The organism is Rhizobium sp. CNPSo 3670, assembly GCF_057784555.1.
In genome coordinates, this window is the sequence record NZ_JBXSOL010000004.1 from 41109 (window position 1) to 53410 (window position 12302).

The following is a 12302-nucleotide window of genomic DNA, read 5'->3' on the forward strand; positions in this document are numbered from 1 at the left end:
TGACGAAGAGTTAATGCCTTCGCCTTGTTTCGGTTGGAATTGCGCCGTCTAAGGCGATCTCAAGGTTCAATAGCCAAGGAGGCAGAATATGCAAGCGGTGCTCATCGCAATGACCATTCTCGGTTGCGACGATTCCGTCAGTCAATGCAGCTATGTCGCAACGGTCGACAAACGCTGGGAAACCGTTGCCGCTTGCGATGCCGAAGCCGAACGTCGGCTCAAGGCCTATGCCAATGTCAGCTATCCCTCTGTCATCGCCGTGTGCGAGGCGCCGAAAGCGCTGGCCGCCGCCGAACCGCCGAAACCGGCGCCCTTGCCTGCCGCCGCGGCCGACACCGCTCCTGTGGCACCCGAAGAACCGACAGGCCTCGCCGGCTTTGCTGAAAACATCGCCGGCCAGGTCCGCGCACATCTGCCATCCGGCCGGGACGTCAGGGAGACGCTTTCCAAACCCGTGCATTTCGTATCCACCAGCTATTCCTGGGTGGTGACCCGGCTGAACGACTAAGCCGCCGCAAGCGCCGCATAGACGCGGGCCGTTTGGCGCTGCTCGGTGACATGAAGCTTTTCGACCATGTCGAGCAGTTCACCGGCCGCGCCGTGTGCACCATAGTGATGGCGGAATTTTTCGAGAAGACGGCCGCCGACGGTCCCCAGCATGCTGCCCGGCGCCCTTCGAGCGGCGTCGCGCCACAGAAGCGTCGCCTCGACGAAGATCACGCTGATATCCCTCGGCAGGCCGGCAGATTCGTAGAGGGCGCGAACCGCGTGCATGCGCCCGGTTGCCAGGATCGAGCGCACCCTGCGCTCGCTGCACGCTGTCAGATCGACGATTGCAGCAGCGAAGAAGTCCAGCTTGCCGGCGCAGAGCGCATGCATCAGCAAGGACGGCGTCAGGCGGTCGTTGAGGCGCAGATGTTCCACGAGATCCGGGATCTCCCGCGGCGCGATATCACCGGCGATCGAAACAATGGCTGCCTCGGTCGCCTCGCGGCTGATGCGCTGAAGCCGCTGCAGGCCGATCGCCGCCTGCGCCAACGGCAGGCCGACCAGCGCATTGCTGACATGCTGGGTCAGCAACTGGCGGGCATCAGCCGGAAGATCGCTGCGGTCGAGCAGCAGGTTGCGAATATCGCAGCAATCGCCAAGCCGCTCGGCGATCCGTTTCAACGATTGGCTGGAGATGGCAGCGCCATCGTTTTCGAGCAGGCAGAGCACTTCGTCTTCATCGCCGACCTCCGCAAGTGCAGCCGAGACCGGGCGCGTGACATGGGCCCTGGCCGCGACCAGCATGCGGGTGGCGCCATTGCCGCGCGCGGCGAGGTCGACGAGATCGGCGTCGCTGAGAAGCGGCGAACAGGTAACGGCGTGGCAGGCAACCTCGGGCTGGTCCGCGGCGAGCGAAAGGATCAGGCCGCGCGGCGCGTCGGGCGACCAGGCGATCGCCTCGGCCAGTGCAAGCCGCACACGCGGCGACGGGTCATCGAGAAGAAAGGTCATCGCCATCTCGGCTGCCGCCCGTTCCTCCCCGCTCATCTCGGATTGCAGATAGGCTCGACCGAGTGCGTTCGCGGCCCGGGCCCGATCACCGGTCTTGGCCGTTTCGATCCAACGAAGGAAAGCTTCTACGATCACGCGACGCCCCAGCACTTGAACGCGATTCCTTCGCGTTTCATTCAATGCTGAGATCGTAGCGACAAAAGGTTTAAGATTGGTTCACCATATTTCTTAAGCCTTTCTATGCCTTGCCCTCAGGCTCTCGCCTTTGGTATCTGAGGCCGGAACATCTCGAAAACGTCGCTGCCTTCGCTGTAATCCATGTAGCCCATGCGGGCGACAGGGCGGGCGATCGACATGTCGAGGCGGCCGTCCCTGACGATCGCCTCGTCGATATGGATGCCGACCACCTCGCCGAAGACGAGGACGTTTTCAGACGGCTCCCCCGATAGCGTTTTCGGCTCGATGATTTCGGTGACCCTGCATTCGAGCACGGCGCAAGCCTCGCCGACATAGGGCGCGTCAATCAGTTCGGACTGTTTCGGCGTCAGCCCGGCGAAATCGAATTCGCTGTTGCCGTAGGGCAGCGCCGCCGAGGACAGATTCATCTTTTCGGCGAGATCGCGGCTGACGAAATTACAGGTGAAGGCGCCGGTTTCCCCCGCGTTGCGCTGGCTGTCCTTGCGACCGGCGGAAGAAAACATCACCAGTTTCGGCCGGTCGGCGACAGCGTTGAAAAAGGAATAGGGCGCAAGGTTGATTGAGCCGTCCCTGCCCTTGCTGCCGATCCAGCCGATCGGCCGCGGCGATACGATCGCCTTGAACGGATCATGTGCAAGGCCGTGCCGGTTGCTGTCGGTGGTGTAGAACATCAGTCCGCTCCGCCGACCCAGGTCACGGTATCGGCAAGCTCCGGCCGCGGCCGCTCTATCGCCGGGAATGTCGTCGAGCCGATATGGATGAAGCCCGCCACCTTTTCGCCGGGACCGACGCCGAGCAGAGGATAGGCGCGCTCATCATAGGCGAACCATTCCGTCAGCCAGTTGGCGACATAGCCGTTGGCATTGGCGGCGAGAATGACGTTGAAGCAAAGCGCGCCCGCCGACATGACCTGCTCCCATTCCGGGATCTTGATGTGCGGCCCGGCCTTACTAACAATGGCGACCACGACCGGCGCGCGGGTGAAGCGGGTGCGCTCGACTTGGGTCATCTCTTCGGAAAGGTCCGGCTTTGCCTCGAGCGCCAGTTTGAGAAGCTCCTCGCCAAGGCGCGCACGCTCATCTCCGCGATAGACGATGAAGCGCCAGGGAGCGATCTTGCCGTGGTCGGGAACGCGCGAAGCAAGCCGCAGGATCTCTTCGATTTCGGCCTTTTCCGGGCCGGGTTCGCACATCTGGAAAGCGGGAATGGAACGGCGCACGGCGAGGTAATCGATCAGCTTGATATCGGATTTCATGCGGGAGAAACTTTCATTTTTATGCTGCTGCAAAGCGTGGGTCTTGAATTTGCCATCGCGTTGGTCTTGAAGTGGCCTTTGCAATTTCAGAAGTCAATCGGTTCACGAAACAGATGTTTGGCATTTCGCCTCTTGCACGCATCGGCCTCGCCATCGCCCTGATGGTATTGATGCCCCTCGGCGCCGGTGCGCAGGATGCCTTCAAGGATTTCAAACAGCTCGACTCGACGTCGAAGATGCCTAAGCTCAATGCCTTCATCGCGCCCGGCGCCGCGCCTGAGGGCGCCAAGCTGCGCGACGTCGCGATGGAAGCCAAACTGACGGCCGACGGTACGCCTGTCGAGGATGGCCTTTCCTGGTATGTCTTCAGCCCGATCGCCGGCGCCGACGGCAAGCTGCCGCTGATCGCCAGCGCCAAGGGCGGACCCGCCGCCTTCCAGCTCGCTCCGGGCGATTATTTCGTCAATGTCTCCTTCGGCCGCGCCGGCGTCACAAAGAAGCTGACCGTGCCTGCTGACGGCGAGGTCGACAAGCAGGTGATGGTCCTTGATGCCGGCGGCCTGCTGCTCAATGCCGTCTCCGGCACTGATGCCCGCATCCGCCCCGACCAGCTGAGCTTCTCGATCTATTCCTCGGAAGTGCGTGACGATGGCGAGCGTGGCCTCGTCATGGCCGACGTCTCGCCGAACACCGTCGTGCGCCTCAATGCCGGCACCTATCACATCGTTTCCGAATATGGCAGCGTCAACGCCGTCATTCGAGCCGACATCCAGGTCGAGGCCGGCAAGCTCACAGAGGCAACGATCCAGCACCGCGCCGCCCAGATGACCTTCAAGCTGGTCTCCGAAGCCGGCGGCGAGGCGATTGCCGACACGGCTTGGTCGATCCTGACTGCCGCCGGCGACAGTGTCGGCGAAAGCGTCAGCGCCTTTCCGACCATGGTCCTTGCCGAAGGCGAATATTCTGCCATCGCCCGCAACAAGGACAAGATCTATCAGCGCGATTTTACAGTGGTTGCCGGCCGGAATACCGATGTAGAGGTTCTAATGAAGGACCAGGAGCCGCAGCAGCCCGAGAGCCCGGCGGCCCGCACGGTGCAGCAGCCGCCGGCCGGCACGCCGCCGCCTCCGGGTGTCCAGTCGGCTCCGGAGGAGCCTCTGCCCTCCTACGAACAGCTCGTGCCGCAGGGCGGCGGCGACGGCGCCAGCCTGGATTGATTCTACCAGGCACGCTTCTGCGGCGTGCCAGCGATCGCGCGTCTGATCAGACGCGCAAAGACGCGGTCATTTTGGATCTACGCATCGTCCGATACGCTAGGCGCGGATTTCATTCATTGACAGGAAGATCTGGAAGTGCAGACAGGAGGCGCACGGGCGGCTGCCCTTCGCGAAAGAAATTTCCGACAGCGCCGAAGTCGGCGCTGTCGTATTCCCCTTATTTTCAGGCCGCCTTGGCTTTCTTTGCGTCGGCCTTGCGACGGATGTCGGGCGGCGTGGCCTCGAGGGTGAGGCTCTCGACTGCGGCGTCAAGCTCCATCGAAACCTGGTCCTGGCTGCCGAGGCGGCGGATATTGACCGTGCGCTCCTCGGCTTCCTTCCTGCCGCAGACGATGATGACAGGAACCTTGGTGACCGAATGCTCGCGGATCTTGTAGTTGATCTTCTCGTTGCGGAAGTCGGTCTCGACGTTGAGACCGGCCTCGCGCAGCGCCTCGGCCACTTCAAGCCCGTAGGCATCAGCCTCCGATGTGATCGTTGCGACAACCACCTGCAGCGGCGACACCCAGAGCGGCATATGGCCGGCGAAGTTCTCGATCAGGATGCCGAGGAAACGTTCCATCGAGCCGCAGATGGCGCGATGGATCATCACCGGCTGCGTCTTTTCGGAGTTGCTGTCGATGTAGAAGGCGCCGAAGCGCTCCGGCAGATTGAAGTCGACCTGCGTCGTGCCGCATTGCCATTCGCGGCCGATCGCATCCTTCAACGTATATTCGAACTTCGGACCGTAGAAGGCGCCCTCGCCCGGCAGGATGCCGGTCTTGATGCGGCCCTCTGACTGAGCCTCGATCGTCTTCAGCACATCGGTCATGACGGCTTCGGCGCGATCCCAGAGGGCGTCGGAGCCGACGCGCTTTTCCGGACGGGTGGAAAGCTTGACGACAATTTCCTTGAATCCGAAGTCTTCATAGACTGAGAGGATCAGATCGTTGATCTTCAGGCATTCGGCGGCCATCTGCTCGTCGGTGCAGAAGATATGCGCGTCGTCCTGCGTGAAGCCGCGCACGCGCATCAAACCATGCAGCGCGCCCGAAGGCTCGTAGCGATGCACCAGCCCGAATTCCGCCAGACGGATCGGCAGCTCGCGATAGGACTTCAGGCCATGCTTGAAGATCTGCACGTGGCCGGGGCAGTTCATCGGCTTCAGCGCGAAGACGCGATTATCCGCTTCCTTGTCGTCGGGATGCGTCATCGCATGCGCCGATTTTACGCCGAACATGTTTTCCTGATACCAGCCCCAGTGACCGGAGGTTTCCCAGAGCGACGTATCGAGCACCTGTGGCGCGTTGACTTCTTCATAATCGACGGCAAGCCGACGGCGCATATAGGCGACGAGCGTCTGGAAGATACGCCAGCCCTTGCCGTGCCAAAAGACGACACCCGGGCCCTCTTCCTGGAAGTGGAACAGGTCCATTTCGCGGCCAAGCTTGCGGTGGTCGCGCTTTTCGGCTTCCGCCAGCATATGCAGGTAATTGTCGAGATCGGCCTGGTCGGCCCATGCCGTACCGTAGATGCGCGACAGCATGGCGTTGTTGCTGTCGCCGCGCCAATAGGCGCCGGCAACCTTCATCAGCTTGAAGGCCGTGCCGACCTGGCCGGTGGAGGCCATATGCGGGCCGCGGCAGAGATCAAACCAGTCGCCCTGATGATAGATCTTCAGATCCTGCCCTTCCGGGATCGCATCGACAAGCTCGACCTTGTACTGTTCGCCCTTGGCGGCGAAGACTTGCTTGGCCTTTTCGCGCGACCAGATCTGCTTGGTGAAGGGCGCGTTGCGGGCGATGATTTCCTTCATCTTCTTTTCGATCTTCGGCAGATCGTCGGGCGTGAAGGGTTCGTTCTTGGCAAAGTCGTAATAGAAGCCGTTCTCAATGACCGGGCCGATCGTAACCTGAGTGCCGGGCCAAAGTTCCTGCACCGCTTCGGCCATCACATGCGCGGCGTCATGGCGGATGAGCTCCAGCGCGCGGGGGTCCTTGCGGGTGATGATTTCGATCCTGCCGTCGGTCACGGCATCGGAAAGGTCGCGCACGTCGCCGTCGATCGCAATGGCGACGGCGCTCTTCGCAAGCGACTTGGAAATGGATTCGGCGACATCCCTGCCGGTTGCGCCAGCCGGGAAGCTGCGCACGGAGCCATCAGGAAATGTCAGGGAAACGGATTGGGACATCGAAATTCTCCTTGTCCAGTCCCGCCAACGAATGCGGGTGGTTGAAATGACGCGACACCCAAGCGGGAGGCGCTGCCGCCTGATACTCAGGTTTCGCTCGGGAGTAAAGAAGCAACCGGCTCACATGATCATTTGCGCAAGACCGCAAACGGTGTTCCAGTTGCGCATCGTTCCGACGCCAAGCCGCTTGGTCGTCAGCGCCGAAAGCAGTTTTGACTGGCTCGGTTTGCCGGCGAAATCGATCCAGAGGTCGCCGCCGACGACGGCGATGCGTTGCCCTTCCGCCATCAGCGGCTTCAGCGCCTCCACCTTCTCAGGATCGATCGGCAGGCGCATCACCCGGACGATCACTTGGTCGCCGCTGCCGTCCCTGAAGGGGTTGGTGCCGCAGAGCGCCATCCAGGTGCAGTCGCTGCGCACGATGATATCGACATGTTTGCCGAACTTTTCTTCAAAGGCCTCTTCCAGCGCAACCTCGATTTCATGCGGACGCATGTCGTCGGCCTCGAAAACGAGATTGCCTGTTGAAACCAGAGTGCGCGGCTCGCGATAGCCAAGCTCTCTGGCAAGCGCGCGCAACTCTTCCATGATCACCCGGCGACCTGGCGCCAGGACGATGCTGTGCAGCAGGGCGATGAACGTGCTCATGGCCGCCAGAACTCCGCTGCTCCTTCTGGCAAGGTCTGTAGCACCCTGTCGAATGCCGTTTCGTCGACTCGTTTCCGCACGGCCGCCGCCACGTCGCGAATGGCGGTGTCGGGCGAGAAATTGTGGTCACTCCGCAGTGACTGAACTTCGCGAGTCATCGTCCTGCGATCCTCGAAGGGACGTTGGACCTCATCGGGATCCCAGTCGGCGACGAAAATCGCCCGCAGCACCGGCGGCAGCAGCTTGGCAAAGCGGATCGCCTCCTCGTTATCAAGCCGTCGGCGAAACGTCTGGAAGACACCCTGGGTTATCGTACAGATCGCATTTCGGCTGTCGATCAGCGTATCGGTGCGGACGTCGTCCAGGTAGGCGTCGAAATCTGAGGATGCACGCCTGTACTCGCCGGGCATCGTCATCATCCTCAACCTCTCTTGCGTCCGAGCGAGAGATACCGCCACGGTGTCCACCAGCGGAAGCCGTCGTCAAGCACTTCCGGAACGGGATCGAGGCCGCTGGTGCCGCCCGGGCCGCAACGGCCCACTCGAAACAGCGTCATCCAGCCGCCGGCCCATAATCCGTGGCGGGCGATCGACTCGTAACCATATTCCGAGCAGGTGGGGACATGGCGGCAGGCATTGCCGACAAAGCCGGAAAGAGTCAGCTGATAGAGGCGGATAAACCCCATGCCGAGCAGGCGGTCCGGGGTCTTGCGAAACGGTCCGCTATAATTGCGGGAGTAGTGCGCAGTTCTCGCGTGCGGCCGTCTCGATGCGGCCGCACCGCCATCGTCCTCATCGTCAGCATGCCGGACGCAAGACTCGCACATTTCGGTTACGCCTCGACAACTTCCGCTCGTTTCGCCTCGATCTGCCCGATCGCATCGACGACGGCGTCGAAGGTCAGCATCGTGGAAGCGTGACGAGCCTTGTAGTCCCGCACGGGCAGGAGATAACGCATGTCTTCGAACCGTCCGCCAGGCCCTGCCCCGTCCGCCTTCAGCATAGCGAGCATGTCCAGTCGCGCCTGCCGCAATTCGCCCGATGTCGCGCCGACGACATGACGGGCCATGATCGAGGACGAGGCCTGGCCGAGCGCGCAGGCTTTTACGTCATGGGAAAAACCGGTCACGACATCGCCATCCATCTTCAGCCAGATCCGCACCTTGGAGCCGCAAAGCCTGGAATGCGCCTGGGCGGTCGCATCGGCATCATCAAGCGTCCCGGTCAACGGAATATTGCCGGCGAATTCGAGGATTTTGCTGTTGTAGATGTCGTCCATGCTGGATTTCCGCTCCAAAATCGCTGCGGATCGGCCTAAATAGGGCTGTCATTGTCGTTGAAACAAAAAACACACCGTGTCATCCGAGGATACTTACATATAATGGCCGTCTTCCTATATGTATGTCGTTCCAAGGCCATGAAAATGCAATGGCCTTGTGTAAGTTTGATTGGGAAACCGTGCCGGAGGGGCGCTTGAAATCAGCCCTGAAAGCCCCGGAGCCTGCCAAAGGTGCATGAATTCCCGCATGGGACTGACCAGTGGCGATTCCGACAGATGGGTCCGCGATGCGGGCCAGGAGACCATTGATCATGGACGCCATCGTAAAGAACTTTCCGCAGCCGAACCGTGAATCGGACCGCCCCTCCCAGCAGGAAGCGGAAGAAGCCGTTCGCGTTCTGTTGCGCTGGGCCGGTGACGATCCGACGCGCGAAGGCCTCATCGAGACGCCGGCTCGTGTCGCCAAAGCATACCGCGAGCTTTTCGCCGGTTACGACATGGCGCCGGAAGACGTGCTCGGCCGAACCTTCGAGGAGGTCGCCGGTTACGACGACATGGTCCTCGTCAAGGACATTCCGTTCTACTCGCATTGCGAACACCATATGGTTCCGATCATCGGCAAGGCGCATGTCGCCTACATGCCTGATGGCCGCGTGCTCGGCCTGTCGAAGATTGCCCGTGTCGTCGAGATCTATGGGCGGCGCCTGCAGACCCAGGAAACGATGACCGCGCAGATCGCCCGGGCCATTGACGATACGCTTAACCCGCGCGGTGTTGCCGTACTCATCGAGGCCGAACATATGTGCATGGCGATGCGTGGCGTTCAGAAGCAGGGTTCGACCACCTTGACCACGACGTTTACCGGAACGTTCAAGACCGAGCCGGCCGATCAGGCCCGTTTCATGAGCATGGTGCGGAGCCGCTGATACCGGCTCCCTCGGGAGGGCCGCAATGAGTCAACTGATCTTCAATCAACCATCCGAGGACAAGTCGGCGTTGGAAGACGCCGGCGATTTCACGCCGCGTTTCGATGACCGTGGCCTGATCACTGCGATCGTCACCGACGCCGGCGATGGCGAACTGCTGATGGTGGCGCATATGAATGCCCAGGCCCTGGCGTTGACCATCCAGACGGGCACGGCCCATTACTTCAGCCGGTCGCGCGGCAAGATCTGGAAAAAGGGCGAGACCTCGGGCAATCTTCAGACGGTGAAGGAAATTCGCACCGATTGCGATCAGGATGCCATATGGCTGAAGGTCGAGGTCGCCGGCCATGACGCGACCTGTCACACCGGCCGCCGTTCCTGCTTCTATCGAACGGTGACGCTGCGCGACGGAAAGCCGATGCTCGACATCGTCGATGACGAGCGTCATTTCGATCCGCAGGACGTCTACGGAAAATAGACTGAACTATACTCGCATTTGCCCCTTATTGTGCCAGAAACCAGTTCTATATACCATTTGGCAACCGATCGGGCACACTATCAAGACTTACGTGTTCTACTGGAGGGGAGAGCGCAATGCTGAACTGGAGTCTGCACCGTCAAAGCGCTGAAGGCGAAGGTTCCGGTTCTGGCATGGCGACGATACTCGAGACAATCCCTGCGCCCGCGCCTGTCACCAGGATCAAGATCGCGCTCGCTCTTGGCGGCGGCGCGGCCCGCGGCTGGGCCCATATCGGCGTCTTGCGTGCTTTGGACGAAGCAAAGATCGAGATCGGCATGATCGCCGGCACATCGATCGGCGCGCTGGTCGGCGGCTGCTATCTCGCCGGCAAACTCGATGAACTCGAAAGCTTCGCGCGCTCGCTGACCATGCGCCGCATCGCCAGTCTGCTCGATCTGACGATCGGCGGCAGCGGGTTGTTCGGCGGCATGCGGCTGACCAAACGCATGCAGGAGCATCTCGAGGGCCTGAACGTCGAGGATTTGGACCGGCCGTTCGTCGCAGTCGCGGCCGAGGTCAATACCGGCCATGAGGTCTGGATCGCCAATGGTTCGCTGATCACGGCGCTGCGCGCCTCCTATGCGCTACCCGGCATCTTCGAGCCGGTCCGCAGCAATCACCGCACGCTGGTCGACGGCGCGCTGGTGAATCCGGTTCCCGTCTCCGTCTGCCGCGCCTATGAGCAGCCGCTGGTCGTCGCCGTCAATCTCAATTACGATCTCTACGGCCGCTCGGCCGTCGTCCGGCACAATGCCAGCCTCTCGCAGCAGGAAGTGCAGAAACAGGAAGAGGCGCCCTATGCCCGCCTCGGCATGACCGGAGTCATGGTGCAGGCCTTCAACATTATCCAGGACAGAATTGCCCGCGCTCGCCTTGCCGGCGATCCGCCCGACATTTCGCTGCAGCCGCGCCTGAGCTATATCGGCCTCTCGGAATTCCATCGCGCCGGCGAGGCCATCGAGCGGGGCTACGAGGAAGCCCGAGCCAGGCTTCCCGAGATCAAGCGCATGCAGGAAGTCTACGCCAACGCTCCGTGACGCGTCGCCCCGACAGGAGCGACAGCACGTTTGAACGAACAGCCGGACCCTCAGCCGGCAATATAGGCCTTGATGTCCTCGGCTTCGCGCTCGACTTCGGCGATCCGGGATTTTACTACGTCGCCGATCGAGATGATGCCGGCAAGCTTACCGTTACTTTCCACCGGTACGTGGCGGAAGCGACGGCTGGTCATCAGTTCCATCAGCTCGTTGACGGTCGTCTCCTCGTGGCAACGGTAGACTTTTGAAGTCATCACCTGCGAGAGCGGCTGATCGAGACTCCCCTTGCCGTGTTTGGCGATGGCATGCACGAGATCGCGCTCGGTGAACATGCCGGAAATCCGGTTCTCCATGCCGACGACAACGATGGCGCCGATCTTCTTCTTGCTCAGAATCGCGGCTGCCTCGGCGACGGTGGTGTTCGGCCCGGCGGTGACGACGTCCCTGCCCTTCAGGTCGAGGATTGCTTTGACTGAACTGGTCATTCGAACCTCCTTTGTCGAGCCTGTGACATGTGTCACAGGCATCCGCGACGGCTTCTCCCCCCAATCGCGGATCGTTCGATCGTGCACTGCCCCGCTCAGGATTGCAACATATCCTTCTCCGCTCCCTTCGGTTCTGCAGGCGGCCGTGGCGCCCGGTCGAACAGTGAAAACAAGAGGAAGCCGAAGACGAAGCCGCCAATATGCGCATCCCAGGCGATCTCCTGGTCGCTGTCGCCGACGAGCGGAATGCCGACGGCGATCAGGGCGTTACCGACCAACCAGAGAAGAATGAAAATGACGACGGTCCGGCTCTTCAGGGCGTCGACGACAGAAAGCCGGGCGTTGAGATGCGCAACCGGCATCGGTCGCCGATCGGCCGGAAAGGCGAATCGGCAGGCGGCCCCCATCAGCCCGGAAATGACGCCCGACGCGCCGATCAGCAGCGATACGTCTCCCCAATTCAGGATCGCGTGCAGGGCGGCGGAAGCGGCGGCGGACAAGATCCAGAAGAACAGGAAGCGTAACGTCCCGATGCGGCGCACGACCGGTGCGCCGAAGGCCATCAGCCAGAAGGCGTTGAAGAGGATATGCTGGGTGCTGCCGTGCAGCAGCGAATAGGTAACGGGCGTCCAGAACAGCTCCAGCCCCTGCTGCGATAGCGGAATCACGTAGCGAGCGGGGACGAAACCGAAGGTAAACAGCAGCCAGCCCGCCGCATCGTCCGATAGAACGAGCGCCTGCACTGCATAGATGAGGATAAGCAGGCATAGGCTGAAGAGCAGCGCCGGCGGAAGGTTGAAGACCGGTACGCGCGGGGGCCGCGCCGGCGGCTCGGCCTCGGAAGGTTCGGGCGCCTTGTCTGGCGCGCCCGTCTGCTCGTTCATCTTTATCGCCTCGTTGAGGCCTCAGCCATACAGGAGGCATGACCAAAAAAAAAGCCGCCCGTAGTGCCGGGCGGCGTAACCCGAATTCCTGGAAAGACCCCGGATCGGCAGATTGTGCTGAACT

General features: G+C 61.6%; 15 protein-coding genes. 5 read left to right on the forward strand and 10 right to left on the reverse strand.

The genetic code is table 11. The features are described 5' to 3' along the window. The first annotated feature begins 88 nt into the window (after positions 1-88). Positions 89-508 carry a hypothetical protein gene (locus AC13QO_RS04890; protein WP_097599330.1) on the forward strand — a complete coding sequence of 140 codons (420 nt, stop codon included), beginning with the start codon at positions 89-91 and terminating at the stop codon, positions 506-508. Here AC13QO_RS04890 and AC13QO_RS04895 read toward each other — a convergent pair. The 3 genes from AC13QO_RS04895 to AC13QO_RS04905 form a co-directional block, all read right to left on the reverse strand. Continuing rightward, complete coding sequence (locus AC13QO_RS04895; protein ID WP_488540029.1) at positions 505-1650, reverse strand: DUF2336 domain-containing protein; 1146 nt, start codon at positions 1648-1650, stop codon at positions 505-507. The two genes, AC13QO_RS04890 and AC13QO_RS04895, sit on opposite strands and share 4 nt — an antisense overlap. A 101-nt stretch (positions 1651-1751) precedes the next feature. Further along, a complete protein-coding gene (locus AC13QO_RS04900; RefSeq protein WP_488540030.1) occupies positions 1752-2369 on the reverse strand; it encodes a flavin reductase family protein in 618 nt (205 codons plus the stop codon). Continuing rightward, a complete protein-coding gene (locus AC13QO_RS04905; RefSeq protein WP_488540031.1) occupies positions 2369-2953 on the reverse strand; it encodes a nitroreductase family protein in 585 nt (194 codons plus the stop codon). Before AC13QO_RS04905 ends, AC13QO_RS04900 begins: the two co-directional genes overlap by 1 nt. 113 nt (positions 2954-3066) lie before the next feature. Between AC13QO_RS04905 and AC13QO_RS04910 the strand changes: the two genes are divergently transcribed. Then, positions 3067-4170, forward strand: a complete 1104-nt coding sequence (locus AC13QO_RS04910; RefSeq protein WP_488540032.1) for a hypothetical protein — start codon at positions 3067-3069, stop codon at positions 4168-4170. Positions 4171-4393: 223 nt separating this feature from the next. Here AC13QO_RS04910 and thrS read toward each other — a convergent pair whose 3' ends face one another. The 5 genes from thrS to AC13QO_RS04935 form a co-directional block, all read right to left on the reverse strand. Continuing rightward, the gene (gene thrS / locus AC13QO_RS04915; RefSeq protein WP_488540033.1) at positions 4394-6400 is read right to left on the reverse strand and encodes a threonine--tRNA ligase; all 2007 of its coding nucleotides are present in this window, start codon (positions 6398-6400) and stop codon (positions 4394-4396) included. Positions 6401-6520: 120 nt separating this feature from the next. Next, entirely contained in the window at positions 6521-7048 is a 528-nt protein-coding gene (locus AC13QO_RS04920) for a DUF1697 domain-containing protein (RefSeq protein WP_285193704.1), read from the reverse strand. Then, positions 7045-7473 carry a DUF2267 domain-containing protein gene (locus AC13QO_RS04925; protein ID WP_488540179.1) on the reverse strand — a complete coding sequence of 143 codons (429 nt, stop codon included), beginning with the start codon at positions 7471-7473 and terminating at the stop codon, positions 7045-7047. The genes AC13QO_RS04920 and AC13QO_RS04925 overlap by 4 nt, the downstream gene beginning before the upstream one ends. Next, positions 7470-7874: a membrane protein insertion efficiency factor YidD gene (gene yidD, locus AC13QO_RS04930; protein ID WP_488540034.1), complete on the reverse strand. Its 405-nt coding sequence runs from the start codon at positions 7872-7874 to the stop codon at positions 7470-7472. Before yidD ends, AC13QO_RS04925 begins: the two co-directional genes overlap by 4 nt. 5 nt (positions 7875-7879) lie before the next feature. Further along, the gene (locus AC13QO_RS04935; RefSeq protein WP_088393840.1) at positions 7880-8326 is read right to left on the reverse strand and encodes an iron-sulfur cluster assembly scaffold protein; all 447 of its coding nucleotides are present in this window, start codon (positions 8324-8326) and stop codon (positions 7880-7882) included. A gap of 311 nt (positions 8327-8637) precedes the next feature. Between AC13QO_RS04935 and folE the strand changes: the two genes are divergently transcribed. The 3 genes from folE (at position 8638) to AC13QO_RS04950 (ending at position 10809) form a co-directional block, all read left to right on the forward strand. Further along, positions 8638-9252 (forward strand): GTP cyclohydrolase I FolE, encoded by a 615-nt coding sequence (folE, locus tag AC13QO_RS04940; RefSeq protein ID WP_097599323.1) that lies wholly within the window; start codon positions 8638-8640, stop codon positions 9250-9252. 25 nt (positions 9253-9277) lie between these two features. Continuing rightward, complete coding sequence (gene hisI / locus AC13QO_RS04945) at positions 9278-9730, forward strand: phosphoribosyl-AMP cyclohydrolase (protein WP_085778238.1); 453 nt, start codon at positions 9278-9280, stop codon at positions 9728-9730. Between the two features lie 116 nt (positions 9731-9846). Further along, a complete protein-coding gene (locus tag AC13QO_RS04950) occupies positions 9847-10809 on the forward strand; it encodes a patatin-like phospholipase family protein (protein WP_488540035.1) in 963 nt (320 codons plus the stop codon). A 50-nt stretch (positions 10810-10859) separates the two neighbouring features. Here AC13QO_RS04950 and AC13QO_RS04955 read toward each other — a convergent pair whose 3' ends face one another. Together AC13QO_RS04955 and AC13QO_RS04960 are read right to left on the reverse strand one after the other, a co-directional pair. Then, entirely contained in the window at positions 10860-11294 is a 435-nt protein-coding gene (locus AC13QO_RS04955; protein ID WP_085778240.1) for a CBS domain-containing protein, read from the reverse strand. 95 nt (positions 11295-11389) lie between these two features. Further along, a complete protein-coding gene (locus AC13QO_RS04960; protein WP_285193707.1) occupies positions 11390-12178 on the reverse strand; it encodes a rhomboid family intramembrane serine protease in 789 nt (262 codons plus the stop codon). Positions 12179-12302: the final 124 nt, after the last annotated feature.

Bases quoted from the DNA above. Each gene is read 5' to 3' on its own strand.
- AC13QO_RS04955 (WP_085778240.1), bottom strand. From the start codon at position 11,294: ATGACCAGTTCAGTCAAAGCAATCCTCGACCTGAAGGGCAGGGACGTC.
- AC13QO_RS04935 (WP_088393840.1), bottom strand. From the start codon at position 8,326: ATGGACGACATCTACAACAGCAAAATCCTCGAATTCGCCGGCAATATT.
- folE (WP_097599323.1), top strand. From the start codon at position 8,638: ATGGACGCCATCGTAAAGAACTTTCCGCAGCCGAACCGTGAATCGGAC.
- thrS (WP_488540033.1), bottom strand. From the start codon at position 6,400: ATGTCCCAATCCGTTTCCCTGACATTTCCTGATGGCTCCGTGCGCAGC.
- hisI (WP_085778238.1), top strand. From the start codon at position 9,278: ATGAGTCAACTGATCTTCAATCAACCATCCGAGGACAAGTCGGCGTTG.
- AC13QO_RS04905 (WP_488540031.1), bottom strand. From the start codon at position 2,953: ATGAAATCCGATATCAAGCTGATCGATTACCTCGCCGTGCGCCGTTCC.
- AC13QO_RS04960 (WP_285193707.1), bottom strand. From the start codon at position 12,178: ATGAACGAGCAGACGGGCGCGCCAGACAAGGCGCCCGAACCTTCCGAG.
- yidD (WP_488540034.1), bottom strand. From the start codon at position 7,874: ATGTGCGAGTCTTGCGTCCGGCATGCTGACGATGAGGACGATGGCGGT.
- AC13QO_RS04920 (WP_285193704.1), bottom strand. From the start codon at position 7,048: ATGAGCACGTTCATCGCCCTGCTGCACAGCATCGTCCTGGCGCCAGGT.
- AC13QO_RS04890 (WP_097599330.1), top strand. From the start codon at position 89: ATGCAAGCGGTGCTCATCGCAATGACCATTCTCGGTTGCGACGATTCC.
- AC13QO_RS04910 (WP_488540032.1), top strand. From the start codon at position 3,067: ATGTTTGGCATTTCGCCTCTTGCACGCATCGGCCTCGCCATCGCCCTG.
- AC13QO_RS04950 (WP_488540035.1), top strand. From the start codon at position 9,847: ATGCTGAACTGGAGTCTGCACCGTCAAAGCGCTGAAGGCGAAGGTTCC.
- AC13QO_RS04900 (WP_488540030.1), bottom strand. From the start codon at position 2,369: ATGTTCTACACCACCGACAGCAACCGGCACGGCCTTGCACATGATCCG.